Origin of the sequence: Phyllobacterium bourgognense (assembly GCF_003337575.1) — a bacterium.
GTDB classification, from domain to species: domain Bacteria; phylum Pseudomonadota; class Alphaproteobacteria; order Rhizobiales; family Rhizobiaceae; genus Phyllobacterium; species Phyllobacterium bourgognense.
Map to the genome: position 1 here is coordinate 392499 of NZ_QPJM01000001.1, position 26471 is coordinate 418969.

At 53.9% G+C, this 26471-nt stretch carries 22 protein-coding genes; 16 read left to right on the forward strand and 6 right to left on the reverse strand.

Annotation, left to right across the window (positions count from 1 at the left end):
* Nucleotides 1-297 carry a hypothetical protein gene (locus C7476_RS01900; RefSeq protein WP_112526220.1) on the reverse strand — a complete coding sequence of 99 codons (297 nt, stop codon included), beginning with the start codon at nt 295-297 and terminating at the stop codon, nt 1-3.
* Nucleotides 298-732: 435 nt separating this feature from the next.
* Between C7476_RS01900 and C7476_RS01910 the strand changes: the two genes are divergently transcribed.
* Nucleotides 733-2178 (forward strand): oligosaccharide flippase family protein, encoded by a 1446-nt coding sequence (locus C7476_RS01910; protein WP_114428209.1) that lies wholly within the window; start codon nt 733-735, stop codon nt 2176-2178.
* 34 nt (nt 2179-2212) lie between these two features.
* Nucleotides 2213-3226, forward strand: coding sequence for a glycosyltransferase family 2 protein (locus C7476_RS01915; RefSeq protein ID WP_114428210.1), 1014 nt, complete (start codon nt 2213-2215; stop codon nt 3224-3226).
* Here C7476_RS01915 and C7476_RS01920 read toward each other — a convergent pair.
* Nucleotides 3195-4553 (reverse strand): polysaccharide pyruvyl transferase family protein, encoded by a 1359-nt coding sequence (locus tag C7476_RS01920; protein WP_210207779.1) that lies wholly within the window; start codon nt 4551-4553, stop codon nt 3195-3197. The genes C7476_RS01915 and C7476_RS01920 overlap by 32 nt on opposite strands.
* A 191-nt stretch (nt 4554-4744) precedes the next feature.
* Here C7476_RS01920 and C7476_RS01925 point away from each other — a divergent pair, with 191 nt between their 5' ends.
* The 5 genes from C7476_RS01925 (at nt 4745) to C7476_RS01945 (ending at nt 11388) form a co-directional block, all read left to right on the forward strand.
* Nucleotides 4745-5965, forward strand: coding sequence for a glycosyltransferase family 4 protein (locus C7476_RS01925; RefSeq protein ID WP_245426025.1), 1221 nt, complete (start codon nt 4745-4747; stop codon nt 5963-5965).
* A 99-nt stretch (nt 5966-6064) separates the two neighbouring features.
* Entirely contained in the window at nt 6065-7435 is a 1371-nt protein-coding gene (locus tag C7476_RS01930; RefSeq protein ID WP_114428213.1) for a glutamate-1-semialdehyde 2,1-aminomutase, read from the forward strand.
* Entirely contained in the window at nt 7428-8765 is a 1338-nt protein-coding gene (locus tag C7476_RS01935; RefSeq protein ID WP_114428214.1) for a glycoside hydrolase family 140 protein, read from the forward strand. Before C7476_RS01930 ends, C7476_RS01935 begins: the two co-directional genes overlap by 8 nt.
* A gap of 163 nt (nt 8766-8928) precedes the next feature.
* A complete protein-coding gene (locus tag C7476_RS01940; RefSeq protein WP_114428215.1) occupies nt 8929-9999 on the forward strand; it encodes an NAD-dependent epimerase/dehydratase family protein in 1071 nt (356 codons plus the stop codon).
* Between the two features lie 27 nt (nt 10000-10026).
* Nucleotides 10027-11388: a DUF4910 domain-containing protein gene (locus C7476_RS01945; protein ID WP_114428216.1), complete on the forward strand. Its 1362-nt coding sequence runs from the start codon at nt 10027-10029 to the stop codon at nt 11386-11388.
* On the opposite strand, the gene rfbC is transcribed toward C7476_RS01945, so the two are convergent.
* Nucleotides 11352-11891 (reverse strand): dTDP-4-dehydrorhamnose 3,5-epimerase, encoded by a 540-nt coding sequence (gene rfbC, locus C7476_RS01950; protein ID WP_114428217.1) that lies wholly within the window; start codon nt 11889-11891, stop codon nt 11352-11354. The genes C7476_RS01945 and rfbC overlap by 37 nt on opposite strands.
* 314 nt (nt 11892-12205) lie before the next feature.
* Between rfbC and C7476_RS01955 the strand changes: the two genes are divergently transcribed.
* From C7476_RS01955 to C7476_RS01980, 6 genes are all read left to right on the forward strand, one after another.
* A complete protein-coding gene (locus C7476_RS01955) occupies nt 12206-13501 on the forward strand; it encodes a class I SAM-dependent methyltransferase (protein ID WP_114428218.1) in 1296 nt (431 codons plus the stop codon).
* Nucleotides 13498-14310 (forward strand): sugar phosphate nucleotidyltransferase, encoded by an 813-nt coding sequence (locus tag C7476_RS01960; RefSeq protein ID WP_114428219.1) that lies wholly within the window; start codon nt 13498-13500, stop codon nt 14308-14310. The genes C7476_RS01955 and C7476_RS01960 overlap by 4 nt, the downstream gene beginning before the upstream one ends.
* Nucleotides 14307-14966: a PIG-L deacetylase family protein gene (locus C7476_RS01965; protein WP_114428220.1), complete on the forward strand. Its 660-nt coding sequence runs from the start codon at nt 14307-14309 to the stop codon at nt 14964-14966. Before C7476_RS01960 ends, C7476_RS01965 begins: the two co-directional genes overlap by 4 nt.
* 422 nt (nt 14967-15388) lie before the next feature.
* A complete protein-coding gene (locus C7476_RS01970; RefSeq protein ID WP_114428221.1) occupies nt 15389-16180 on the forward strand; it encodes a response regulator transcription factor in 792 nt (263 codons plus the stop codon).
* A 45-nt stretch (nt 16181-16225) separates the two neighbouring features.
* Complete coding sequence (locus C7476_RS01975; RefSeq protein ID WP_114428222.1) at nt 16226-18394, forward strand: GumC family protein; 2169 nt, start codon at nt 16226-16228, stop codon at nt 18392-18394.
* A gap of 4 nt (nt 18395-18398) precedes the next feature.
* On the forward strand, nt 18399-19661 hold the full coding sequence (locus tag C7476_RS01980; protein ID WP_245426027.1) for a polysaccharide biosynthesis/export family protein: 1263 nt from the start codon (nt 18399-18401) through the stop codon (nt 19659-19661).
* A 78-nt stretch (nt 19662-19739) separates the two neighbouring features.
* On the opposite strand, the gene C7476_RS01985 is transcribed toward C7476_RS01980, so the two are convergent.
* The gene (locus C7476_RS01985) at nt 19740-20732 is read right to left on the reverse strand and encodes a GDP-L-fucose synthase family protein (protein ID WP_114428223.1); all 993 of its coding nucleotides are present in this window, start codon (nt 20730-20732) and stop codon (nt 19740-19742) included.
* On the reverse strand, nt 20725-21795 hold the full coding sequence (gene gmd, locus C7476_RS01990; protein WP_114428224.1) for a GDP-mannose 4,6-dehydratase: 1071 nt from the start codon (nt 21793-21795) through the stop codon (nt 20725-20727). The genes C7476_RS01985 and gmd overlap by 8 nt, the downstream gene beginning before the upstream one ends.
* A 426-nt stretch (nt 21796-22221) precedes the next feature.
* Between gmd and C7476_RS02000 the strand changes: the two genes are divergently transcribed.
* Genes C7476_RS02000 through C7476_RS02010 form a run of 3 tightly spaced genes read left to right on the forward strand, consistent with a single transcriptional unit; the run spans nt 22222 to nt 25873 of the window.
* Nucleotides 22222-23424 carry a glycosyltransferase family 4 protein gene (locus C7476_RS02000; protein ID WP_245426084.1) on the forward strand — a complete coding sequence of 401 codons (1203 nt, stop codon included), beginning with the start codon at nt 22222-22224 and terminating at the stop codon, nt 23422-23424.
* The gene (locus tag C7476_RS02005; RefSeq protein ID WP_114428226.1) at nt 23421-24668 is read left to right on the forward strand and encodes a glycosyltransferase family 4 protein; all 1248 of its coding nucleotides are present in this window, start codon (nt 23421-23423) and stop codon (nt 24666-24668) included. The genes C7476_RS02000 and C7476_RS02005 overlap by 4 nt, the downstream gene beginning before the upstream one ends.
* Nucleotides 24665-25873: a glycosyltransferase gene (locus tag C7476_RS02010; protein ID WP_114428227.1), complete on the forward strand. Its 1209-nt coding sequence runs from the start codon at nt 24665-24667 to the stop codon at nt 25871-25873. The genes C7476_RS02005 and C7476_RS02010 overlap by 4 nt, the downstream gene beginning before the upstream one ends.
* Here the strand turns inward: C7476_RS02010 and C7476_RS02015 are convergent.
* Nucleotides 25867-26460 carry an LbetaH domain-containing protein gene (locus C7476_RS02015; protein WP_114428228.1) on the reverse strand — a complete coding sequence of 198 codons (594 nt, stop codon included), beginning with the start codon at nt 26458-26460 and terminating at the stop codon, nt 25867-25869. The two genes, C7476_RS02010 and C7476_RS02015, sit on opposite strands and share 7 nt — an antisense overlap.
* Between the last annotated feature and the right edge of the window lie 11 nt (nt 26461-26471).

Consider the following 26471-nt stretch of genomic DNA (forward strand, 5'->3'; position numbering starts at 1 on the left):
TCAGTGCCCTCCATGCACGGCAAAAGGTGCGAGCTTCCTTTCCAGGCTTTGAAGGGTTTCGATAATCTGAAGCCCGACCCGCTCATAACAAGGATAGTGCAAGAGATGTTCCTTGTCCCAATCCGCAGGAGAAAGGCTGCTGCCATAATCCTGGGGCGCCGAATTTTTGAGTTCCGTCAGATACTCCTGAACGGAAATGGAAGTGGGGGGCGTCCCCGTCGCCATATGCATGAACAGAGCGCGTAGCCAAAATTGTGTGGCCATGAGTTCAATCCGGATTTGTTCGTCTTCGATCATGGGTTCTCTGATCCGATGCAGTCAGTACAGCCGTCTAACTAAAGACGCTCACAAGAAAAATTGACAATTGGCTTCAGAGACATCGGGCACATCCAAAAGCGGATCATATCTCCTCGCTCAACAACGAGTATGTTGATGCGTTCCACATTTGAGCGATGTAAGGATGAAGCTGGCTACCTCGGATTGATTCGGGCATGCTCGGTTGTCTCCCGCGATTACGTCGAATGGCTATGTTACCATTCATCTCATTGGTCAGCTTAAAGGAAGTGACAGCAACAGTTATCGTCGTGATGAAATCGACGTTCTGTGCGATTCTGTGCGTTTGAAGAATAGTTTCAAAACCCAAGTTTTTTGCACTCATCAAGCGTTGGTTAGGTAGACTTTGACCAATACACGCGAGGTATCTAGGTGGGGAACGTTCGCCGGGCATATTTTATGGCGGCCCTGGAACAATATTCACAGGTGATTGTCAGCATATCGATGATTGCCGTTCTGTCCCGTCTGTTAGACAGCACGGCGATCGGGCTTGCGGTCATTGGCTTGGGGATAGGAACCATTGCGTTCAATTTCCGAGAGTTCGTGACGTCGGAGTATCTCATTCAACGCGAAGATGTTTCGGAAGAAGACGTTCGTACTGGCTTTACTCTTATATTCGGCTTTTCGGTTGCAATCGGCTCGCTTCTTATTCTTTTGGCCCACTGGTTTGCGGGTTTTTATTCCGAAGCGGGCCTTAGCGCATTCGTCTGTGTTCTGGCAATTTCCGGTGTGATCGATGCACCAGTCAGTACCATCGCTGCATTGCTGCGCCGGGATATGGAGTTTGGCAACCTCACACGCATCAACGCACTCGGGAGTATAGTCAACGCCTTGGTTACCATAGCGTTTGCATGGTTTGGCTTTGGCTTTATGAGTTTTGCGTGGGGAACACTTGCATCTGCATTGGTCAGAATCGTTCTTGCATTCCATGCACGACCGATTTTCTGGATGTTCAGGCCACGACTGAAAGGCTGGTACGAGTTCTTCATTTTCGGTGGCTACAAGGGTGCTTCGACCGTTCTTGACAGAACATATGAGGCACTGCCCCAGCTGGTATTGGGGCGCATTATGCCTTTGACTGCCGTGGGCCTTTTTAACCGAGCGAATGTTGTCTGCGGACTCCCCGACAAGATATTGCTGTCGGCGATTTTTTCAGTTGCGTTTCCTGCATTTGCCGCCGAAGCGAGAGCGCAACGAAGCGTCAAGGACGCCTATCTCAAAATCATCAGTTATATCACAGCACTCTATTGGCCCGCTGTTCTCGTCGTTGCTATTCTTGCCCACCCGATCGTGCACGTCGCGCTTGGCCAGGCTTGGGATGCCACAGTTCCGCTTGTGCAAATCCTGTCAGTCGCGGCCATCTTCTGGTTTCCCAACATATTGACGTTCCCGGTATTGGTTGCTCTCGGTGCGAACCGGGAAGCGTTCCGGGCAAATTTTATCGGTCGGGGCATGTCGATAATTGTCATCTGTACTGCGAGCTTCTTTGGATTGTATGCGCTGGTGCTAAGCCAATTCATCGCCCTGCCGTTCCAAATGCTTATTTCGCTCATCTATGTTCGCCGGCATGCGCCATTCCACTGGCAGGAGTTGTTCGCTATACTTGCGAAAAGTGCGGTAGTAACCTTCGGGGGAATTTTGGGACCGCTCGGTGTTCTTGCTGCGAATGGTTTTGCGTTCGATCTTTCCATTCTGCAGGCACTTGCTGCTGGCCTATTTTCAGCTATCGGGTGGGTGACGGCTCTGGTCATCACCAAGCATCCATTCCTCGAAGAGCTTATCCGAATCGTCGGCCTGTTTCTGCCGCGGCTTCTGCCGAGCAAGCAGGGAGTGCCGGCCGAATGATTAAATCTCGCTCTAAAGCGTGGGGATATATGCTGTGAAGTCCGTTGATGTGGTCATACCAAACTATAATTACGGCCGCTATTTGCGGGCATGTGTTGACAGCGTGCTATCGCAAGATGTCGAGAAGTTGCGCGTCCTGATTGTCGACAACGCCTCAACCGATGACAGTTCCGAAGTTGCGCGAGAGCTTGCAGCAATGGATCCGCGGGTCGAGTTGCGGCTGCACGAAACAAATCTTGGCCCGCACGCGTCGTTTAACGAGGGAATCGACTGGGCGGAATCGAATTATTTCCTTATATTATGCTCCGATGATTTCCTGGTACCAGGCGCGCTCAATCGTGCCATCACCATCATGGAAGAAAATCCCGACATTGCTTATACCTATGGTCGTGATGTGGATATCCAGGGCGACTCCCCGATTCCCAGCATAGCGGGACAGCAGTCACGACCTCAGTATCGGCTGGACAGCAGTCGTTCCTTCATCGAACGCTTCTGTCGTTTAGGGGTTTTCCAGATACCTGGACCATCGATTGTCATCAGGACAAGCGTGCAAAAAAGCACGGGTTATTATCGCACGGAACTTCCGCACAGCGATGACTACGATGTGTGGCTGCGCTTGGCGCTGCACGGCAGCGTAGCGGAGCTCGATTGCATTCAGGCGGGCATTCGCACGCACGGGACAAATCGCTCCAGCGATTTGTGGGCCCGTCAGATATTGCACATATTGCACACTGCCGATGCTGCCGAATGCTTCTTTGCCCACGAGGGTGGCGAAATGCCCGACGCCAAATATCTGCACCGTCTCGCGCGCCGTGGTTTGGCGGAGCGTGCTTACTGGTCGGCGATCTCGCACCTCCTTCGTGGGGAAAAGGGTGTGGGAGAGCTGTTGAAGCTGGCTTTCCGCTGGCGTCCTGTAACAGCGTTTCTGCCACCTGTCGGATATCTGCTCCAGAGGCCAGACACGCTGCGCCGCCTCCAGCGACTTGTTGATATGTGGGCGCGTGGAACCAAGCGTTTCAGGATTGGGGAAGCTGGCTCACGTCCTTGATTTCTCCGCGCTGTTCAACAGGATCGACCAGGATTGAGTGGATATAAGCTTCTTGCTCTGCCAGTTGCGTCTGGAAGGCAGCGACGCCTTTTTTCACTTCCAATACAAGGCGTGCACGCTCGGCCAGCATTTTCTCGACTTGGGATTTCAAAACTTCGACATCGAATGTCTCGACATAGTGGCAATATTCTTCAAGGCCGGTTGCATTGAGCAGCGCATCGTTTTTTGTCGAGTAGGCCAGCGAGATCACCGGGCGGCCCATTCGCAGCGCGCAGATGACATTATGATAGCGCGTAGCGACAACGATATCGGTGTGCGCAATTTGCGCCATCACGTCATGCAGGGAGGTCATCTCCTCCGCCACAATATGCATGCTGCCGCTATTGGTTTCATTCCGGGGAAACATATTCATGATGTCGGCAATTGCCCGACGATCGACGATATCTCCCGTCAACAATCTTACGTTTAGTCTGCGCTCCTGCAGCCAGGAAATGAACTCGGCTATCTTGTCCAGATATGTGCGATAAATGGACTCGCCGTCTTCGTCGGCTTTCTTCCAGCCGGAATAGGCCATTATGCCCACCCCAACGCATACTGTATCCGGGTTGTCACGACTGGATTCCGCCGCAGCAGGAAGACCAAAAGCGAGATCAGCGCTCACGGGATCACGACTAACATCGAAACCGATGCTCTTCATGAAATCTCGCGATAGTTTGTCGCGATAGGAACGATAGTGTGCCATCCGCGCGCCGGTTTTCAAGAACAGGCGGCTCAGAGGCAGTCGGATTGGTCCGGCACCGATGCTGACAAAGGCAATGCGCATACCGTTCAATCTGGCGGCCAAACACCATCTGAGGATCACGAAAGGCCAGCCAAATGCGGTCTCCTGAAAATCGTCCAGTATCCCTGTTCCTGGGATAATCATCAGATCCAGCCCATTGAGTTGAGCGAAGATTGTATAGAATCCGATCACTTGTCGAGGAATATCACCGAGTATTCGATTAATGCGATTGAACCAGCGGCCTCTTGAGACAAGTACACGGATGCTTATTGTCTCAATATTATACTTTTTCGCAATAGCTTCCGGATTGGAACAGATGCAGAGCAGCTCCGCGTCGATCTTTGATGAACGCAGAAAGTCCAGCATGGCTTCAAGTGAGCCGTCATTGCCCGTATTTCCGCTGCCGAACTGACCCAGCAAGGCGATTTTCATCCAAGGCCTCTCAATCGACCTGTTCGAATCTGCTACAGGACAACGCTTCATTTCAACGACTCGACTCATGCTATCGGACACCCCCGCAGACGCGAACCAATACACTTTCGTCATTCTGATCTTGCTGCCATCTGCCGACAAACGACACATGGCCATTGGAGTATCAGCAGCAACCGAACGACTGGGGTTCTCCTCCAAAAGGCTGCACCTGTTACCCTTCACGGCGCATTCTGCTCTGTAGGTCTCTGGCTCTATGATGGTTCAATTGGGTTTCGGCGGCGGGCGCCGGGAAAGTTTGAGGGTCAATGCCCATGAAGTTCGCGTACTTCGTTCGACCGCACCTCGGTGGCACCTACACCGTGTTCAAGCAATTGCGCAAAGGTCTGGCAATGCACGGGATAGACGTGCATTGGCTCGGGTTCGGCGATCCTCTATTGGCGGAATGGCAGTCCGAGGCGGCCTTTGGTACCATGGTGGAAGCGCCAGAAGCAGCAGATGAACAGGAACAGGCGAGATTGGTCGCTGCTGCTGTACAGAATAGCGGATTCGATGGCGTATTCGTCAACGTTCTGACTGACCGCATCCAGATGAACATCGCGCGCTACCTGCCTGCCGATGTCATGCGTATCATGATCGTTCATAATATCACTCCGGGAACCTATGCGGCGGCTGTAGCTATCAAGGATCACGTCCACGCTACCATTGGAGTATCGGAGCGCTGTCGCCGGGATCTGGTAGAGAAATACAAATTTGACAAGGAGCGAACGTTTGTAATCGCCAATGCCATCGATATCGAGCCATTCACGACCTTGAAACGGGTTTCTCGCTTGGCACACGGCCTTCGAATGCTCTCTCTTGGCCGCGTTGAGGACACGTCCAAGGGTGTATTCTGGCTACCCGGTATCCTGGATAACTCGCCCGCATCGGTGAAGCTGACGGTTGCTGGCAATGGGCCGGACCTTGAGCAACTGAAAAGAAAGCTGGCCCATCATAAAGACAGGGTAACCTTTCTAGGGGCAATTCAACCTGATCGTATTCCACAACTCCTGTTCGAACACGATGTTCTGATCATGCCGTCCCGATTCGAGGGCTACCCGATGACCCTTATCGAGGCGATGGCTTCAGGGTGCGTGCCAATCGCTTCGCATATACAAGGTGTAACGGATACTATTGTCGCTGATAAGAAAAGCGGCTTTCTCTTTCCGGTAGGTGACTATGCCGAGGCAGCTCGGATAATTTCCAAGCTCAATGCCGATCCAGCCAAACTCGCCAGTGCTTCGTTTGCGGCAAGAGAGGCAGCCGAACATGCATTCACTTTCGAGGGAATGGCCACCCGGTATTACCACGTCATTGATAGTGTCGTCGCTACCAGACCAGCTATAGCCGCTCCACTTGATCTGAACGACTGGGCTTTCCCGCGGGGGCTTCGTTCCGGCTTGCGCACATACGTGCCACGGCCAGTCAAGAACTGGTTGCGTGTTATGAGAGAGCGGTACGCCCATACGCCTTTTGGCTCTTTCTCGTAACTGAATTGCCGAAGTGAAAATGTGGCCTGAAACGCCCATAGTTCTCTCAGCAGTTTTGTCGCCAGCTGTGCTGGCCAAGATTTCCACAAGGTTTGGCAGATGACACAGTTGATTAACAATTTCGAAGAATCAAGCCGCCTCCGCACCCTTGCCCACCATGTAATTCCCGGAGGGGCACATACCTATGCCAAGGGCGACGATCAATATCCGCAGCTATCGCCAGGCTTCATAGCCAAAGGTTTGGGTAGCCACGTATGGGATGTCGATGGCAATCAATACATAGAATACGGAATGGGAAACCGTGCCGTTGGACTGGGCCACGCATATGCTCCCGTCCTGGATGCAGCGACACGTCAGTTGCAGCTCGGGTGCAATTTTACCCGACCCGCCGACATAGAAGTGCACTGTGCAGAAACCTTCCTCGAAACCATCTCTAGTGCCGAAATGGTGAAGTTTTGCAAAGATGGATCGGATGCAACATCCGGCGCGGTCCGGTTGGCAAGAGCGGTGACGGGACGGGATATGATCGCGCGCTGCGGTGATCATCCATTTTTTTCCACCGACGACTGGTTTATCGGTGACACCGAGATGAACGCAGGGATCCCTGATGCCGTGCAGAAACTCACCGTTACTTTCAAATACGATGACCTTGATAGCATACGTGCGCTATTCAACAGGTACCCGGGGAAAATCGCGGCGCTAATCCTTGAGCCGTCACGTGGTGATGATCCGAAGAATAATTTCCTTCATGCAGCGCGTGACCTTTGCCACAGTAACGGAGCCCTGTTTATTCTGGACGAAATGATCACAGGCTTTCGTTGGCACAAAGGTGGCGCTCAGCAGCTCTATCGCATTGAGCCTGATTTGTCCTGCTTCGGCAAAGCACTGGGCAACGGATTCTCCGTCTCTGCTCTTGCTGGCAAACGCGAATATATGAAACTTGGCGGACTTGAACAAACGGGTAGTCCGCGCGTATTCCTGCTTTCCACAACTCACGGCGCAGAAACGCATGCTTTGGCAGCAGCGATCGCAACAATGCGCATCTATCAGGATGAGCCCGTCATTGAACACCTGTACCATCAAGGTGAAGCTCTGCGAACCGGTATAGATCAAGTTATCGCCCGTCACGGTCTTGGCGAATATTTCCGGGTCACCGGCCGAACCTGCTGCCTCGCCTATGCGACGCTGGATCAAGCCAAGACGCCGTCTCAAGCATTCCGGACACTGTTCCTGCAGGAAACCATCAAACGCGGTGTTCTCATGCCGTCCCTGGTGGTCAGCTATACGCACAGCGATGAAGACGTTGCGCGCACGGTCGACGCCGTCGATGGTGCGCTTGGTATCTACAAGCAGGCTCTCGAGAACGGTGTTGACAACTATCTCGTAGGCAAGCCATCGCAAGTCGTATTCCGGCGTTTTAACAGACCGCCGGTCGCCGAACGCGCGCTGGAACTAGCGGGCAATGCCTGACTGGGCCGAAAAAAGATTCTTCTGGCTGTTTCTTCTATCGGCGATGTGTTGCTCATTCGCCGCCCAGGCACAGCAGCCGGTTTTTCCGCTGCAGATATCGGAAAACCATCGCTACCTCCAGGATACATCAGGTCGCCCCTTTCTCCTGACAGGCGACTCGGCGTGGTCGTTGATTGGAGATTTGTCGCGCGAGGACGCGGACATGTATCTCGCCGATCGTCAGAGTCGGGGTTTTAATACGATATTGGTCTCTCTGATCGAGCATCGCTTCAGCAGAAATGCTCCGAATAATTATTACAAACATGCTCCCTTTGCTTCCGGCGGAAACTTCACAAAGCCGAACGAGGCCTATTTTGCTGATGCGGACTGGATTCTGGAGCGCGCTCGAGAACGGGGATTTCTGGTTCTTTTGACACCAGCGTACCTTGGAACCAATGGCGGTGACGAGGGCTGGTATCAGGAGATGCACGATGCGGGTGCGGATGCACTCAGATCATACGGGCGTTATCTCGGCCAGCGCTACCGCCACTTCGATAATATTATCTGGGTCCAGGGGGGCGATTGGGACCCGCCCACAAAAACCTTGGTGGATGCTCTTGCACAGGGAATCAAGGAGACAAATCCTGAAGCCCTCCAAACGGTGCATGCGGGGCGCGACACGGATGTCCTTCACAGTTGGGAAGAAGAATGGCTCGGCCTTGATACGGTTTACACCTACGGCGATGTTCGCACTGCCAACCTTAAACGTTATCTCTCGGGACGAGTGCGCCCGTTCTTTTTCATCGAAGGCATGTATGAAGGAGAGCACAACACAACCGAGCAAACCATTCGGGAGATCGCGTATGGCTCAATTCTTTCAGGAGCCGCCGGCCAGGTGTTTGGCAATAATCCGGTCTGGCACTTTGCGGGTCCGGCTCTTTTCCCACGCCCGGTAACCTGGCAGAAAGCCCTTTCCAGCCGCGGTGCTGAAAGCATGAGTCTCCTCAAGGCGTTCTTCGACGCTATCGCCTGGTGGACACTCGAACCAGAGCAGGGGAAACTTCTCGTCGTGCCGCAACCACCACTTGCTGGGTATGCCATTGGTAGTCGCTCTGCAGCGGGCAACCTTGCTGTGATCTATCTCTCGGACCGGAGCAGTGTCACCCTCGACAAAGCAGCGCTAGCGCCAACAACGCGACACGCTCGCTGGTTTGATCCTTCATCCGGGCAATTCAGTGAAGCGGTCGCGAAAAGTGGCTCCAAAGCAAACACCCTGGCATTCGACGCTCCACAGGCGCAAAATTCATCGGGTTTTTCGGACTGGCTCCTTCTGCTGACCGATACCGACTGAGCGCGTCAGCGTTCAGGCGATCGTATCGGACAAAAGGCGTAGCACATTTGCCGAAAGTGTAGTTCGCATCGGCGATGATCCTCCGAACTCCTCTCTCGCCGTTCCGCCCACCCGCAAGTACCGTTTACCAGAAAAACATCTATGTGCAGAAGGACGACACACAATGAAAGTACTTGTGACAGGGCATCGCGGTTATATTGGAACGGTCATGGCGCCTTTCCTGATGAAAGCTGGCCATGAGGTTCACGGCTACGACGCCGAGCTTTATCGTAGTTGTTCCTACGCCCCAGGAGGTCCCATCGCCGACATTCCCGCGGTCTGCAAGGATGTACGTGACGTGACGGTAAGCGACCTCAAAGGCTTCGACGCGATTATTCATCTTGCGGCATTGTCTAATGATCCGCTCAGCAACCTCAATCCGGATATCACGTATGAAATCAACCATCGCGGCAGTGTGAAGTTTGCTGAAACGGCAAAGAAGGCTGGTGTTTCCCGATTTCTCTTTGCTTCGTCCTGTAGCAACTACGGCAAGTCGGGCGAGGGGATGATAGACGAGACTGGACAGCTCAATCCCGTTACGGCCTATGGCTCGTCCAAAGTGCTCGCCGAGAAAGACATTGCAAAGCTCGCCGACGATAATTTTACACCTGTCTATTTAAGGCCTGCGACCGCCTATGGTCTGTCTCCAATGCTGCGATTTGATATTGTCCTGAATAATCTCGTCGCTTGGGCGGTCACTGAAGGTGTCATCCTGCTGAAATCCGATGGGTCGCCCTGGCGTCCGATCGTCCACATCGAAGATATTTCGCGCGCTTTCCTCGCTGCTATGGAAGCTCCGAAGGACAAGGTACACAACGAAGCATTTAATGTCGGTCAGTCGGCGCATAATTACCGCATTCGGGAAATTGCAGAGATCGTGGCGCAGGTCGTGCCTGGTTGCCGGCTTGAATTTGCAGATGATGCGGGCCCCGACACGCGTTCCTACCGTGTAAGTTTCGAAAAGATCGCCCGGGTTCTGCCTGCATTCAAGCCCGTCTGGGACGCAAAGGCCGGTGCAGAACAATTGCATGCAGCTTACATGAGTGCCGGATTGACCCTCCAGGAGTTCGAGGGCCCTCGTTATCAACGCATCAGCAACATCCGGAAGTCGCTGGACGAAGGCACATTGAACCAGAGCCTACGCCGTATTCCGTCGTCATCTCGGCATCCGGCTTTGGCCGATGCCGTCATATGACCACCCGTGTCTGCCATGAACAGCTTTATGGTATCGTTTGATACGATCAGGGCCACGGGCGACGTCGAGGTTGATGTGGGGATCCGAATCTACGCGCTCGCCGCCCGACTTTTTCCGATCTGCCGGAGCATAACCGGGGACGGCGTGCGTGAAACACTGCAAGTCCTCGGCCAGCACATCGATCTGACACAATACGAGATCCCGACCGGAACGCAGGTGCTTGATTGGACGGTGCCGCAGGAATGGAATATCCGCGACGCCTATATAAAAGGCCCATCTGGGCGCAAGGTTCTCGACTTCGCTGACAATAACCTGCACGTCCTGGGATATAGCGCGGCTGTCCGACAGACGATGCCCCTCAGCGAACTGAAATCCCATATCCATACCTTGCCCGAACAGCCAGACCTTATTCCCTACAGAACGTCTTACTACAGCGAGCAATGGGGCCTGTGTATGGCGCACAAGGAGCTCCTGCAACTGGAGGAGGGAGAGTATGAAGTTCTGATTGATTCCGAGAAGCGCGACGGACATTTGACGTACGGCGAATATGTCCACAAGGGTCAGTCAGAAAGAGATGTGCTGCTTTCCGCCCATATCTGTCATCCATCACTGGCCAATGATAATTGTTCCGGCCTGGCACTATTGGCCTGTCTGGCCAAAGCGCTGCGTACACGCAAAACACGCTACAATTATCGCTTCCTTTTCGCGCCCGGAACGATCGGTGCGCTGACGTGGCTTGCCGGCAATGAAGACAAGATCTCACGGATCGACCATGGACTGATCGTCTCTTGCGTCGGTGACGGCGGCGGGCCCAACTACAAGCGGAGCCGCCGTGGCAATTCCATGATCGATCAAGCGATGCAGTACGTACTGAACTCGGACGGCAGGCAGGGAAAGATTAGCGATTTCAGCCCTTATGGCTACGACGAACGCCAGTATTGTTCGCCCGGATTCAATCTTCCGGTTGGGCTGTTCCAACGGAGCGCCTTTGGAACATTTTCAGAATATCACACCTCTGCCGACAATCTGGAGTTCATCTCACCCGAGCATCTGGGCTCGTCCTATTGGATGATCATGGATGCGATCGATATATTGGAGATGAACTGGACGCCGATCAATCTTTTCCCGAAAGGCGAACCTCAGCTTGGCAGGCGTGGTCTTTATTCAGCATTAGGCGGCGACAAGTCTGCCGGGGAAACCGCCATGGGATACCTTTGGGTGCTCAATCTGGCGGATGGCAATCACACTCTGCTCGATATCGCACAGAAATCGCACATGTCCTTCCGCGATATCGCCCGGGCCGCGCAGTTGCTGCTCGCAAACGGCCTGCTTGCCGAAGCGCCGGAACAAGATCAGGCGGGTGAGGCGTCCTGCAGCGGCCAAGCCTGATCTTTGTCAGACAGGACGGTCGGTTTCGCTGGCCAGTCGATTGCAAATGCTGGATCGTTCCACCTCACGCCAGTCGAGGCCTGCGGATTGTAAAACTCCGATATGAGATAGGAGACAGTCGCGTTATCGCGTAGCGTCTGGAAACCGTGGGCGAATCCCTTTGGGATATAGAGCTGGCGGCAATTGCTGTCGGAAAGTTCGTAGGCCGCCCAGCGCCGGTAGTTGGGCGAGTGAGGACGAAGATCGATTATCACGTCCAGGATGGCGCCCCTTACGCAGGAAACGACCTTCACCTCGGCGTGCGGTGCCGTCTGAAAGTGCATACCTCGCAGCGTATATTTGGTTACCGAATGTGACATGCTGTGCTGAACAAACGTTATTTCGAGGCCATGTTCTCTGAACTCGTCTACGCAAAACGTTCGAGCGAATGATCCACGCGCATCCGAGAGCGGAACCGTCTCGATAAGCCATGCTCCGTTCAGTTCTGTCTCGGTAAATCTCATTCTATCCACCCCTGATTTCAGCCAGTCCAACACTGTAGTTTTGTCAAACTCTGCGCATGCGCGAAACTCACAATAAGGGGTAGGCCAGCAATCGCCAATATTCATGCCACGCGGATTGAATGCCCGCGGGACAGCCGCAGCCGCACTCCGTTTGACGGACACCGTATGGGGACGTTCCACCGTTCGGATGAGCCCACTGATCGCATTGTCATATCGCCCGCGCGTGCTGAAGGCCGTAACTTCGGAGCCTGAGGATGGCGCTTGCCCGACGAACCTTATGGGGCAGGTGACTACACGCGACCAGGAGCCGAGGCATGAACATTCAAACCAGTACTCTTTTGTTGGCGAACCGCCCCAGCGACAAAATACATTCCTGTCGCCTGTGCGGCACCGGTTTGAAGTACTCTTTCATTGATCTCGGAATGTCGCCTCCCTGTGAGAGCTTTGTTCCGCGCGAACTGATCGATTCGATGGAAGCATACTATCCGCTCCACGCTTACGTTTGCGAAGAGTGCCTGCTGGTGCAATTAAGCGAATATGTCAGCCCACAGGCCATTTTTGAAGAGTACGCGTATTTCTCTTCCTATTCCACCAGCTGGGTCGCGCATGCGAAGAAATACTGCCATCAGATGGCTGAGCAACTCCAGCTTGGTAGCGATAGCCTTGTCGTCGAGCTCGCCAGCAACGACGGTTACCTGCTTCAGCACTTCCTTCCGTTGAACATTCCCGTGCTCGGCGTCGAGCCGGCGGCCAATGTTGCCAAGGTCGCTATTGAGAAGGGTATCCCGACACGCGTTGAATTTTTCGGTGAAAAATATGCTCAGGCGCTGGTGAATGAAGGACTGCGCGCAGACCTCATCGCCGGCAATAACGTATTGGCGCAGGTTCCGGACCTCAACGATTTCGTCGCCGGCATGAAAATCCTGTTGAAGCCCGAAGGTGTTATCACCCTGGAGTTTCCTCATATCGAGAAACTGATCGCCGAAAACCAGTTCGACACGATCTATCACGAGCACTTTTCCTATTTCTCACTCCTCACAATCGAACTCATGGCCGAACGGCACGAGTTGAAAGTCATCGATGTAGAAGAACTCGGTACGCATGGTGGCTCGTTGCGCGTTCACCTCGCGCATGCGGCTAGTGAGCGTCCGACTCAGCCAAGTGTGGCCCGAGTTGTGAAGAATGAGATCGATGCAGGCCTCGACAGGATCGAGATATATACCTCGTTCGTAGAGAATGCCCGCCAGGTAAAGCGTGAGCTGCTATCGTTCCTGATTGAAGCAAAAAAGGCCGGCAAGACCATCTGCGGATATGGCGCACCTGGTAAAGGCAATACGCTGCTCAACTATTGCGGTATCGGGACCGATTTCCTCGATTTCACCGTGGACCGGAATCCTTACAAGCACGGCCGCTATACACCAGGCATGCATATCCCGATCGAACCCGTTGAAGCCATCGATCTGGTGAAACCCGACTACATCCTGATCCTGCCCTGGAATCTCAAGGACGAGATCGTTGCCCAGATGCGGCATGTCCAGGAATGGGGCGCAAAATTCGTTGTTCCCATTCCAGGTGTCGCCGTCATCGACCCGAAGGAGCTCAAGTCATGAAGGTTGTTCTGTTCTGTGGTGGTATGGGCACCCGCATTCGCGAATATTCGGAAAACGTTCCAAAACCCATGATCCCGCTTGGCTCTCAACCGATCCTGCGGCATGTCATGCAGTACTATGCCGACTACGGACATGATGATTTCATCCTTTGCCTTGGCTACAAAGCCAACGTCGTCAAGGACTTTTTTCTCAATTGCCGCCCGCAGACATTCTCCGACTGTGTGGTGACGGGTGATGGCAACGTCGAGGTGCTGGGTGAGTCGCAAAAAGATTGGCGGATTTCCCTGATCGACACGGGCATCTGGCGCAACATCGGCGAGCGCCTCTGGGCAGTGCGTGATCAAGTCAGAAACGAAAAGATATTTCTCGCCAACTATAGTGACGGTCTGAGCAATGTCGATCTGGACGACATGATAGCAAAGTTTGAAGCCAGTGGAAAAATCGCATGCTTCCTCGCCGTTCGCCCGCCGCTTACCTATCATCTGGCGGACATAGCCGAAGACGGACGTGTGCGTGAATTCCGATCGTCCGACCGTTCTGACATCTGGATCAATGGCGGCTACTTTCTATTCCGTGGCGAGATATTCGACTATATGCGCGAATCCGAGGAACTCGTACTCGAACCCTTCAGCCGGCTCATCGCAGACGACATGCTGATGGCCTACAAGCACGAAGGCTTCTGGCGTTCAATGGATACGCTGCGCGATTGGCAGGCCCTCCAGGAAATGGTTGAGCGCGGTGAGATGCCCTGGACAGCCCACGGCGCACTGAAAGATGGCTCCAACATCCGGTTGGTCAAGGCGCTATGAGGCAGTTGCCATTGGCGAGACGCGGAGAGCGTCTTTCTGTCCTTTGTCTCGGAGCGCATTCAGATGATATCGAAATAGGCGCAGGGGGAACAATCCTGCGCCTTATTGCCGATGGCGTTCTGGTCGACATCCACTGGTGCGTGTTGAGCGCACCCGGTATCCGTGCGGATGAAGCAAATGCTTCAGCTATTGCTTTCCTTCAAGGCGCTGCCGTGACGAATATCGAACTCGCCGAGTTCGAAGACAGCTATTTTCCCAGTCAATCGCGAGAGATCAAGCAGTGGCTCAGTGCTGTACGCGAACGCGTCTCGCCCGACGTGATTTTCACCCATGCCCGCGACGACGCGCACCAGGATCACAGGGAAGTAAACCGTCTGACAACCAATGTCTTCCGCGACCATCTTGTGCTCGAATATGAAATTCCAAAATGGGACGGAGACCTCATGCAGCACAACACGTATATGCCGTTGCCGTCCACAATCATGGACCGGAAGACCGAACTACTTCTCGAGCACTTCGGTACGCAACGCTCGAAAGACTGGTTCGATGAATTGACTTTCAAAGGCTTGGCCCGCCTACGGGGTATGGAATGCCGCGCTGAAGAGCGTTTCGCCGAAGCGTTCACAAATCGCAAATTGGCATTGACTATAGGATAACGCCCGGTCGGTGCAGCAGCTCTGCGTCCAAAAACCCGGTCAGTTCTACTATCCTTGACGACATCTCAGAATCTAACGAATCACGTGTTTAAAGCGATGCGAATCACTGCATTCGCGTGATTTCGCTGCTCGACGCAGCGTCAATCTCAAGTATAAGCCTTTCTTTATATGTTTAGTTTGGAGGCAATTGCGGGGTCAACGAACTAATAAACATCCCAGACGAATTAATCCAGCTTATGGCATCGGGCTATAGCTGGCTAGACCGTCAAATTTTCCACCATCGAAGGAATTATAAGAGGATTAAAGACACTAACAAATAAAGAGCGTAAATTAATATTCGTGAAAAAGAAGTGCGGCTGGACGTGTTTAGGTGCGTTCAATAGATCAACTCGCAACAAAAGATAAAAATTGGGGTTAATACAATGGAGAATATTCATCCATCCCGCTTGGGCAACAATGAACAAGAGCCATATGATCGTGAGATCATTGTAAATAACAGCCAACAATCCAACGAAAAATACAACGGTAATCGCCAATTCCAGAAATACAGCGCGGAAGATTACTTGGCCATTGTCGACAAGCGCGCTTTGGAACGCGAATGTCTCGCGCAGGCTTTGATCAACCATCACATAGGCCTCAAAGTATTTACATTCGGTAGCTTGGAAGAATGGCAAGCCTCTAAAAAAGAACTATCCAATTTGCGCGCAGTGTTAATCAACACTGGCAACCGCACGTTGGACGATGCCAACCTCACCGCTGAAATCAGCGAACTTGTCGCGACATTCCAGACGGCGGCTGTCGTTGTGGTTGCCGACAATGATGATCTGACCTTTATTCTGAAGGCATTGGAACTCGGCGTTCGTGGGTACATCCCCACAACGGTTGGTATTGAAATCTGCATGCAGGCAATTGAACTGGCAATCGCCGGCGGTAAGTTCGTGCCGGCAAGTAGCGTTCTGACTTTGCGTAAACTCCTGGGCGGTCGAAGCGATGAGTTTCGTCACATCACCACTTCGTTTACTGCGCGGCAGTCCGCCGTTGCTGAAGGTCTTCGTCGTGGCAAGGCAAACAAGATTATCGCTTACGAGCTGAACCTCTGCGAAAGCACGGTAAAGGTCCATATTCGCAATATCATGAAGAAACTGGGTGCGACCAATCGGACGGAAGTTGCGTACAAAATCAGCGACATGATTCCGCATGAATCCAGATTCTGAACGGGTTACCCGCTAACCGATATCTGATTTTCAGAGGTATTGATCATGATCGTTTCTGAAGTTTTGCCTCCTCAGGGCGGAATGCCACTATCGCGTATTCTTTCGCTCCTGTTGAACAGATGGCTTACAGTTCTGTCAGCCATTGTTCTGTGCTTGGGGTTGGCGATAGTGGGCTATATGACCGCCCCAGCCAAGTACAGTTCCGAAGCGATCTTGGCTCTCAACGTTCGCAAACTGCAGGCACTTCCAAATGAGTCGGTCGTCTCACCGCTTCCGCAGGAAAGTCCGGTTTTGAGGACGGAACTCGACATTATCAGTTCGCGCTCCATGGCCGAGAAGGTACTCGCCGACCTGGATCGTCAAGGTTTTGACTCCAATGGCAAAATCATTGTGCCTGGGCAAAAAAATCTTGTCGCGACAGATGAAGAAATGCCGTCCGATCGGGCAAGAATTGATGAACTTCTGTCGAATCTTAGCGTTCTCAATGACGGTCGATCATACACGATTTACATCAGTTACCGCGCGAACAATCCGGAATATTCTGCTGCTGTCGCGAATGCGTTTGGTGAAGCGTACCTTAACTATCAAATCGATTTGCAGACCACGGCCACGCGCCGTGTCAGTGATTGGCTGGGCGGAAAGCTAACCAGCCTGCGGGCAACACTCGAACATTCTGAACGCGCCGCCGCCGATTTTCGTGAACAATCGGGGCTCGTGAAGGCAAATGGCATGACGCTGCAGTCGCAGCAGATTGCTGCACTGAATGCGGAGCTCGCGACGTTGCGGGGAAAGCTCGCAGGTGCTGAAGCCCGGCTCTCAACCGCAATCGAGGCGTCAAAGAACAACTCTGGCGTGGCTTTGTCCGAAATTCTCAATTCGCCGGCCATCTTGGCACTACGGACGGAACAATCCCGAATCGAGAGGAATATTCAGCAGATCAAAGAGAGCGGGGCAACTCAAAGCGTCCAGCTCCCACAGCTTAACTCGCAACTTGAATCGCTGAAAGGCCAGATCGGTGCAGAGGTTCAACAGATTCTGGATAGTCTACGGAACGAGATAAATGTCACGCACCTCCAGCAAGCGTCGGTTGAGGCAAATCTCAAAGAGCTGCAGGACAGCATGTCGACTGCCAACAAAGCCACTGTCCAGGCTGATCAGCTGGATCGCGAAGCTTCGGCAAACCGCGCGATTTATGAAAGCTATCTCACACGTTACAAACAAACGATAGAGCAGGACGGTATCGCGACGGCCGAAGCACGTATGATTTCGCGTGCAGTTCCGGCAAGGTCGAAGGTAAGTCCGCGTCTCTCATCATGGCTTGCGTTGGGTGGAATTGGCGGCATCTGTTTCGGGATGGCCGGCGCTTTCCTCATGGAATTGCGTGATAAATCGATCCGATCGAGCGTGGCTCTCGAAACAGCAGCACGGTTGCCCATCATCGGCCGGATACCGCAATTGTCGGTCCGCGAGCGGAAAGAAGCCGCACGTATGGTTACCGATGGTAATTCGGGCTTTGGCCGTGCGATCGCCGACCTTCAGGCGCAGCTATTACTGTCGGCATCGACGAAGGCTGCGCGGGCAATTGCCATCACTTCAGCTGGCGACCAGGAGGGCAAGACGCTGATCGTAGCGGGCCTCGCAAGATCGCTATCGGCTACGGGGATACGCACTGTCGTCGTCGACGCCAATTTCCGGAATCCGATGGTTGCGCATGAATTCGGCGATCAGTTCGGACCCTACCTGGAAGAGGTGATCCGTGGCCGACACACGCTCGAAGCGGCGGTACAGCACGATGCGGAATCCTCGATCGACTTTGTCGCGACGCAGACCTGTCAGGTTCCGGCAGAGTTCCTGCTTGGCCATGAGCAATTCGGCAAAATGATCGCAGAGCTCAAGCGACAGTACGACATCGTTCTTATTGATACGCCCGCTATCTCCAACAGCGCGGATGCTATACGCGCGGCGTCGCTTGCCGACACGACGGTGTTGGTCGTTCGCCGTGACGTCGCCAGAATGGAGGACGTCGTGGCTGCCGTTACCAAACTACGCGCTGACGGCCGGAAAGTCAGCGGTATCGTTCTCAACAGCGATCACGAGAGTCGGAGTCCGGTCGCCTTGAGCGCTCCACTTGCTCCCGCCAAACTCGTCTCCGGACGTGTCGTCAAGGAGCTTGCCGACTACGCAAAAAAACGCTCTTCCACTGCAAAGGCTTGAGGCAATGTTGATCAAACAAAAAAATAACCGCCCGGGATTTGCTCACCGCATCAACAAGCTGATGACCGCTTGTGCATTTTCCTCGCTCCTCTTGTTGTCGCCGGCATGGGGCGAAGAGCCATACAAAGTGGCATCGGGCGATGTCCTCCTGATCACTGTTTATGGCGATACAGGATTGTCCGGGACTTTTCCCGTCAGCGTGGAAGGGACGATAGGATATCCCATTCTCGGCAATATCCCCGTTGCAAATCAAACCATTGCAGAGATCAGCAGCACTATCAATCAGAAGCTGCTGCAACACATTCCGGGCCTTTCCGTTTCGGTGGCAATGAAGGAATACGCGCCAGTATTTGTCATTGGCGATGTCCAGAGGCCCGGCAAGTACGAGTTTCGCCCTGGCATGATTGCGCTTGAACTTTTCGCACTTAGCGGTGGTCTGAAAGAGGCGTCGGACAAGATGGACACAGCAGGGACCCAGCTGGTTACTGCGCGTCAGGACTATTCGGAGACGTCTCTGCAACTGTTTGCCCAAGACGTGAGACGTGCGCGTCTCCAGGCGGAGCTCGACGAAAAGCCGTTTGAATACGTTCTGGACAAGGAAACCATCACCGATGATTTGCCCGCTCGCCAACAAGTAGTCGACTCCGAGCGTCGGGTTTTTGATTTGCGCCTGGCAGCTTTGCACAGCGAAGAAAAAGCTCTCCAGGACCAGAAGCAGAATTATCGGGAAGAGATCGATACGCTGGAAAAAAGTACCAAGCTTCGCAACGAGGAAATTTCTCTTTTGGAACAGAATGTAGGATCCTCGGAGAAGCTTGTATCGCAAGGGCTCACGGCGCAGTCGACGTTGAGAGACAGCCAAAGGCAACTTTCCGCCATGCGCCGCGATGCCCTTGAATTCGGTTCGTTTCTCGCACGCGCCCGGCAAAATGAAAACGCTATCGGGCAGCGGCTACTCGCGTTGAAGGAGCAACGAGCAAATGACGCCGCCAATCAACTGCGGGACATTGAGCTGGATCTCATTCGCTTGAAAAAGCGACTGGCCTTCATTGTCCAGACAATGGCAGAGATTGGCGCCACAGCGCAGCGGGCAACCACGCGCGATCAGTCTGTGAGGCTGACTTTCTCCGTTGCCCGCATCGTAAATGGCGAGTATCAGGAGTCGGAGTTGACTGAACACGATCCGATCAAGGCGGGCGATATTCTGCGGGCCCAATTGGCGGTTCCGAAGGACGTTGCAGCCAACAGTATCAACCCGCCCGGTTAGACCGCTCCGCGAGGGATCCTTATGCAAAAAAGCAGCCAGGTGTTGACCTGGCTGCTTTTTTTATCCTGGGCATAGAGCCTATCGCGCTGCCGTAGCAGTCGGCGCAATATTGTTTGGCGTGAGCATCGACTGTTGCCACCGCATATATAGATCGCTTAGTCCGGTCTCGAGATCTATGCTCGGCCGCCACCCCATGCTTTGCAGACGTGTAGGATCGACCAGCTTTCGCGGAGTTCCATCGGGCCTCGATGCATCGAAGATGATGGAGCCGTCGTAGTCGACAATCTTTGCAATCAGGATTGCGGCGTCGTGGATCGAGATTTCGTGTCCCGACCCGATGTTGATAAATTCAGGACCGACATATTTCTCCATCACGAACACGCAGGCGTCGGCCAAATCGTCGACATGCAGGAATTCCCGTTTTGGCGTCCCGGTGCCCCAGACAACGACTGTGGGGCTCCCTGATACCTTGGCTTCATGCATCTTTCTGATGAGAGCCGGAAGGACATGAGAATTCTGCGGATCGAAATTGTCGTTGGGCCCGTAGAGACTTGTCGGCATCGCCGTCAGGAAATTCTGCCCGTATTCCCGCGCATAGGCTTCGGCAAGCTTGAGGCCCGCGATTTTTGCAACTGCGTAAGCTTCGTTAGTCGGCTCCAGTGCGCCTGTCAGCAAGGAGCTCTCCTGAATCGGCTGATCGGCAAACTTGGGGAAAATACAGCTCGATCCCAGCCACAACAATTTCTGTACACCCAGCCTGTGGGCCGAATGTATGATATTCATGGCGATCATCGTATTGTCATAAAGAAACTCAGCGGGATAGGTTGAATTCGCGATAATTCCGCCAACCTTGGCGGCTGCAATGAAAATGGCATCAGGACGCGCGCTAGCCATCCATTCTTCGGTTTCCAGCTGGCGCGTCAGATCAAGTTCCTCGTGGGTAACTTCGAGCAGCTCGCAGCCTTCACTCTGGAGGCGGCGTGTCAATGCTGAACCGACCATGCCCGAGTGGCCTGCCACCCAGACGCGTTTACCTTGCAGATCGAAGTGGTGATTATCTGACTCAGCCATAAAGGTCGTTCCGCCCTTCCTCACGCATGATATTACTCATATCGGAAGCGACCATTTCCGCGACCAGCTCGTCAAACGAAACGGTATGCGTCCAACCCAATGCCTTTCGTGCTTTGGTCGAATCTCCTAGCAAAAGTTCAACTTCGGTCGGCCGGAAATAGCGCGGGTCGATTTCTATCAGCTCTTTGCCGGATTTCCGGTCGTAGCCGACTTCGTCTACGCCAGTGCCAGTCCATTCGATTTCTTTGCCGACGTGGCCGAAGGCTTTCTCGACAAATTCACGCACGGTATGGGTTTCGCCGGTTGCGAGAACAAAGTCATCAGGCGTTTCATGCTGCACGATGCGCCACATACCTTCGACATAATCACGAGCGTGGCCCCAGTCGCGCTTGGCGTCGAGATTGCCGAGCCGCAACTTGTCCTGCAAGCCGCGTTCAATTGCTGCAACTGCGCGGGTAATTTTGCGCGTCACGAAGGTTTCACCGCGCATCGGACTCTCGTGATTGAACAGGATACCGTTCGATGCATGAAACCCGTATGCTTCCCGGTAATTAACAGTAATCCAGTAGGCATAGAGTTTGGCAGCTGCATAAGGACTACGCGGATAAAACGCCGTCTTTTCACTCTGAGGCGCTTCGATGCTCTTGCCGAACAATTCAGATGTTGACGCCTGGTAGAAGCGGCAAGTCTTCTCGATTTTCATGATGCGCATGGCTTCGAGCAGGCGAAGCGTGCCAAGAGCGTCCGAATTGGCGGTATACTCCGGGGTCTCGAAACTGACCTGCACGTGGCTTTGAGCGCCGAGGTTGTATATCTCGTCGGGCTGAACCTCCTGCACAACGCGGCAGAGGTTGGTTGCATCGGTGAGATCGCCGAAATGCAGCCGGAAGCGAACGTCGTCGTCGTGTGGATCCTGATAGAGATGATCGATGCGCGCCGTGTTGAATGACGATGACCGCCTTTTCAGGCCATGAACGATATAACCCTTGTTGAGAAGCAGTTCGCTGAGGTAGGCGCCGTCCTGTCCCGTAACGCCAATGATCAGTGCAGTTTTCGCGGCCATCCGTTATTCCCCGGTCTCGCTCTTGAGAGCTTCTTGTTGCTTTAGCCTCGTGACCATTTTTCCCAATTCAAACGGCAGCCGAAGACAATGAAACATTTCAACTTCACTATAGATGGCGCGCGGCGCGATACACTTCGGCAATAGGGATAAGATCGGCTCCCAACCTGAGGGAATACAAGGCATGTCGGGCGCAATGGGGCGTCTAAAAGGGGTGGAAACCAACCGCAACTTCTCCGGAAGGAGTAGGCGGGGTGATCGGTCGCGGAAAATCGTAGTGCCTTTGTTGAACTTGTTCGCCAACTGCGAACTGCGACAATCAAGACCAAGAATCTGTGTCTGACAGACGGCCCGGGCTTGAGGCATCCACAAATGAAAATCGTATTTGCAAACCGCTATTTCTCACCTGATCAGTCAGCAACCAGCCGTATGGTATCGGGGTTGGCGTTCGCATTGGCGCGCCGCGGTTTTGAAGTCGCGGCAATCGCTAGCCGCACACCGCACGATCAACCTGACGTGACATTGCCGGCGGAAGAAATGGTGTCAGGGGTTAAGGTAAGCCGTCTATGGGCTACACGGTTCGGACGGAGCAATGTTCTCGGCCGGGCCATCGATTATCTCACATTTCACGTCTCTGCATTCCTCTGGTGTTTGTGGAACCTCAAAAGCGGCGACGTCTGCATCGTGTGTACTGATCCACCCTTGCTCTCCGTCACCACTTCTTTGCCCATTCGCTGGCGGCGGGCCCGAATGGTCAACTGGATTATGGATCTTTTCCCCGAGGTCGCCATGGAGCTTGGCATGCTGTCGGATAAAAGCTTGTCTGGCACGATCAGCCGATCGATGCGCAATTGGTCTATGCGCAAATCGGCGATGATCGTTTGCCCGACCGCGAGGATGGCCGCTTATCTCGCCGACCGCGGTTTCTCCGAGGAACAGGTTTTTGTCATGCACCATTGGTCCGATGGTGACGAGATCTATCCCGTGGAACCGGCATCCAACACACTGCGGGCGAGCTGGGGTTTGCAGGACAAGTTTGTGGTCGGCTACTCGGGTAACTTTGGTCGAGCGCACGACTTTTCGACGCTGTTGGAAGCGGCTGTGCTTCTGAGCGGGCATGACGATATTCAGTTTCTGATGATTGGTGGCGGTCAGCAGCGAAGCCACGTCGAAGAAATCGTACGGAATCGCGATTTGAAGAACGTCGTTTTCAAGCCACTTCAGCCGGCTGAACATATCGCAGAAAGCTTGAGCACGGCCGATGCTCACATCGTGTCGCTTTTGCCCCGACTCGAACATTGCATCGTCCCGAGCAAGTTCTATGGAATCCTGGCGGCTGGCCGGCCAACTCTCTTCATCGGCGATCCAAATGGCGAGGTAGCACGCGTGGTAGCTGCTGAAGACTGCGGCGCGGCCGTGGAAATTGGCGAGGGAAGAAAACTCGCGGATTTCATCATGGAGATGAAAAATTCTTCCGAACGTCGTTGCCAGATGGGTCAAAACGCAAGACGTGTCCTGGAAACTCTGTTTTCCCGGGAGAACGCCGTAGTTGCGTGGTCGGACGTGATGCTCAGATTTGATAGGCAGACCGGGCTTCCATCAGAATCTTCTGTTTATGAGCCTGCAGAATGACTGGTACCGTTGTTGTTAGCCAGCTGGGCGCTCGCATGCATTACGCCGTTCCCCGCATCTTTGCATCCGAAAACCAGCTGGCGCATTTTTACACTGACATCTGCGCCACCAAGAGTTGGCCGCGCCTTGTCAATAGTCTTCCAAAAAACCTCCTTCCTTCGTCAGTTAAACGCCTGGTTGGGCGCGTTCCAAAAGGTGTAGCACCGGAATTGATCTCCACCTTTCCAGGTTTCGGACTCCGCTCAGCGGTCCGCAGGCTCCGCCTTGCGAACGTTGTCGAGGAAACAGAACACGCCGTGTGGGCCGGATCCGAATTTTCGCGTTTGGTGGTTTCCAGCGGCTTTCACGGTGCAGCTGGCCTTTACGCTTTTGCCGGCGATGCGCTGGAGCAAATGGTTGCAGCAAAACAACAAGGCATGTGGACTGCAGTCGAACAGATGATTGCCCCGCGTGAGGTCGTTGAAGAACTGGTCGGGAGCGAGCAGCGAAGTTTTCCTGATTGGGCCGGACCACATACTGACAATGCACATGCCAAAGTTTTTGCTGAGCGCGAGAAAGCCGAATGGGAGCTCGCGGACATTATCGTATGTCCTTCTGAATTCGTCAGACGCAATGTCATTGCACGCGGAGGCAACGCTGAACGATGTGTGGTCGTGCCATATGGTATAGATCCCCAATTTCCTCCTCAGGAAATAATTCGCATCGGTGGGCCGCTAAGGGTATTGACCGTAGGGCAAGTCGGACTGCGAAAAGGTTCTCCTTACGTTGCCGAAGCAGCGCGTTTGCTCGGCCCATCGGCGATCTTTCGCATGGCAGGTCCGAGTAGCCTTTCTGACCGTGTTACGGCTCATCTTTCGAAGCATGTTGAACTTCGCGGGATCGTCCCGCGTGCGGAGATGGCTGCCGAATATGAGTGGGCCGATGTCTTTCTTCTACCGTCAATTTGCGAAGGATCGGCAACTGCTGTTTATGAAGCACTAGCCGCCGGACTCCCCGTCGTCTGCACGGAAAATGCGGGCAGCGTAGTCCGCGACGGGATCGATGGCTTCATTGTCCCCATTCGTGACGGCACGGCAATAGCCAAAGCGATCACTACGTTGGCAGACAATGTCGGGATGCGCGCGGCAATGTCGGAAAGCGCTGTGGCACGCGCCGCGGACTTCACTGTTGACCGTTACGGCAAACGTTTGCTTTCCGCACTATCGGGCCTTACTGAGCAGCGCGCGCCCGTGTGTGTCGCATGAAAATAGTCCATGTCATATCTTCGATCGATCCTGCCCAAGGAGGCCCGCAGAGTGCCTGTGTGCGATTGGCAGCTGCCCAGTCTGCACTGGGCCACGACGTTCACATCATTAGCTATGGCGGCGCGGAAGTTGAAAAGCGAGCACTCAAATCGGCTCAAGACGTTCCATTCGTTGCGCTTGTTCACTGGCACTTGCTGGATGATCCGGACCGGCTGGAACAGATATTGTGCGTCGAAGGTTCCCGCCAGTTGCGCCAGGTGTTCAAGGGCGCGTCGTTCGTCCACATTCACGGCGTGTGGGAGCCTATTCTCAGAAAGGCTGCAAACACGGCAAGATTGAACCGCATCCCGTACTGCGTTCAGCCACATGGTATGCTCGATGCCTGGAGCATGAAGCAAAAACAATTGAAGAAGCGTATCGCGTTGCTTCTTGGCTATCGCAAGATGCTTGATCAGGCAAAATTCTTGGTGACGCTCAACAACGACGAATCCCGGCTGCTTGAGCCACTTCGCCTTAAGGCACCGACTCTCACGATACCGAACGGCATATTCCTGGAAGAGTTTGCTGATCTTCCAGGGGCAGGTTTCTTTCACAAGCGGCTTTCTCTTGCCCGTGAAAAGCGTGTCATTCTCTTCCTGTCCAGACTTCATACCAAGAAGGGCTTGGACATTCTTGGGGATGCTTTCAAGCTGATCGCTGGGTCTCACCCAAACGTCGATCTTGTTGTCGCTGGCCCGGATGGCGGAGCCCGGGAAGGCTTCGTAGCCCAGATCGATCGACTGCATATCGCGGATCGGGTTCATTTGATCGGCCCCATCTATGGCGGAGACAAACTGTGCGCCTTGGTCGATGCCAGCTGCTTTTGTCTTCCGAGCCGCCAAGAAGGTTTCAGCGTCGCCATTACCGAGGCTCTGGCCTGCGGCCTGCCAGCAGTCATCAGCGATGCGTGTCACTTTCCAGAAGTTGGAACGGCAAATGCCGGCGTGGTGGTTTCTCTCAACCCGGCCGACGTTGCTTCAGCACTCGCAAGTGTCTTGGACAATCCGGAAATGGCATCGACCATGGGGCAGAATGGTCAACGGCTTGTTCGCGAGAACTACACATGGCCGCGAATCGCCGAATCGACTATCCAGGGATATGGTCCCAACCACAATCCAAAGCCTCTAACTAGTACAAGTAAACTTGTGGCTGCTGCGGATCATTGAGCTGCAGCATCCCGGTTGCGCCCTTTGACAGCTTTTGCCGGATTTCCGACGTAAATCGTCCATGGATCGAGCTTGCTGAAGGCAACTCCCCTGGCACCGAGCACGGCTCCCTCGCCAACGAAAACCCCGGGTCCCACAAACGCTTCGGCTGCGATCCAGGCATTGGATCCAATTGAAATGGGCCTGCTCTTCAACGGAAATCCTGGATCATTGACGTCGTGGGTGCCCGTGCACAGATGAGAACGCTGTGACACGATGGCGAAGTCCTCAAGCGCGATTTCCGCGACGTTGTAACAGATAACACCCGGTCCCATGGAGGCGTGCCGTCCCATGATGAGATTTCCAGGCCACCATATCTTCACGCTGCTGCGCACGATTGCGGTAGAATGAATGCGCGCGCCGAACCGCCGGAGGAGCCAGCTTCTCCAGGGATATAAAAATGATGGCGTCCAGGCTGCCAGCAATATCCAGCAGATCGTCCAGAGTAGTCTCATCAGCCGGAAGCGAAATGCAAACGTGGCACCGCCCAAGCGTGGCAGGGGTTGCGCCGTGCTGTCGAATGTTGGATCGCTGTAGCGTGATCGCATGATATGACTTT

Bases quoted from the DNA above. Each gene is read 5' to 3' on its own strand.
- C7476_RS01900 (WP_112526220.1), bottom strand. From the start codon at position 297: ATGATCGAAGACGAACAAATCCGGATTGAACTCATGGCCACACAATTT.
- C7476_RS01910 (WP_114428209.1), top strand. From the start codon at position 733: ATGGCGGCCCTGGAACAATATTCACAGGTGATTGTCAGCATATCGATG.
- C7476_RS01920 (WP_210207779.1), bottom strand. From the start codon at position 4,553: ATGACGAAAGTGTATTGGTTCGCGTCTGCGGGGGTGTCCGATAGCATG.
- C7476_RS01925 (WP_245426025.1), top strand. From the start codon at position 4,745: ATGCCCATGAAGTTCGCGTACTTCGTTCGACCGCACCTCGGTGGCACC.
- C7476_RS01930 (WP_114428213.1), top strand. From the start codon at position 6,065: ATGACACAGTTGATTAACAATTTCGAAGAATCAAGCCGCCTCCGCACC.
- C7476_RS01935 (WP_114428214.1), top strand. From the start codon at position 7,428: ATGCCTGACTGGGCCGAAAAAAGATTCTTCTGGCTGTTTCTTCTATCG.
- C7476_RS01940 (WP_114428215.1), top strand. From the start codon at position 8,929: ATGAAAGTACTTGTGACAGGGCATCGCGGTTATATTGGAACGGTCATG.
- C7476_RS01945 (WP_114428216.1), top strand. From the start codon at position 10,027: ATGGTATCGTTTGATACGATCAGGGCCACGGGCGACGTCGAGGTTGAT.
- rfbC (WP_114428217.1), bottom strand. From the start codon at position 11,891: ATGAGATTTACCGAGACAGAACTGAACGGAGCATGGCTTATCGAGACG.
- C7476_RS01955 (WP_114428218.1), top strand. From the start codon at position 12,206: ATGAACATTCAAACCAGTACTCTTTTGTTGGCGAACCGCCCCAGCGAC.
- C7476_RS01960 (WP_114428219.1), top strand. From the start codon at position 13,498: ATGAAGGTTGTTCTGTTCTGTGGTGGTATGGGCACCCGCATTCGCGAA.
- C7476_RS01965 (WP_114428220.1), top strand. From the start codon at position 14,307: ATGAGGCAGTTGCCATTGGCGAGACGCGGAGAGCGTCTTTCTGTCCTT.
- C7476_RS01970 (WP_114428221.1), top strand. From the start codon at position 15,389: ATGGAGAATATTCATCCATCCCGCTTGGGCAACAATGAACAAGAGCCA.
- C7476_RS01975 (WP_114428222.1), top strand. From the start codon at position 16,226: ATGATCGTTTCTGAAGTTTTGCCTCCTCAGGGCGGAATGCCACTATCG.
- C7476_RS01980 (WP_245426027.1), top strand. From the start codon at position 18,399: ATGTTGATCAAACAAAAAAATAACCGCCCGGGATTTGCTCACCGCATC.
- C7476_RS01985 (WP_114428223.1), bottom strand. From the start codon at position 20,732: ATGGCTGAGTCAGATAATCACCACTTCGATCTGCAAGGTAAACGCGTC.
- gmd (WP_114428224.1), bottom strand. From the start codon at position 21,795: ATGGCCGCGAAAACTGCACTGATCATTGGCGTTACGGGACAGGACGGC.
- C7476_RS02000 (WP_245426084.1), top strand. From the start codon at position 22,222: ATGGTATCGGGGTTGGCGTTCGCATTGGCGCGCCGCGGTTTTGAAGTC.
- C7476_RS02005 (WP_114428226.1), top strand. From the start codon at position 23,421: ATGACTGGTACCGTTGTTGTTAGCCAGCTGGGCGCTCGCATGCATTAC.
- C7476_RS02010 (WP_114428227.1), top strand. From the start codon at position 24,665: ATGAAAATAGTCCATGTCATATCTTCGATCGATCCTGCCCAAGGAGGC.
- C7476_RS02015 (WP_114428228.1), bottom strand. From the start codon at position 26,460: ATGCGATCACGCTACAGCGATCCAACATTCGACAGCACGGCGCAACCC.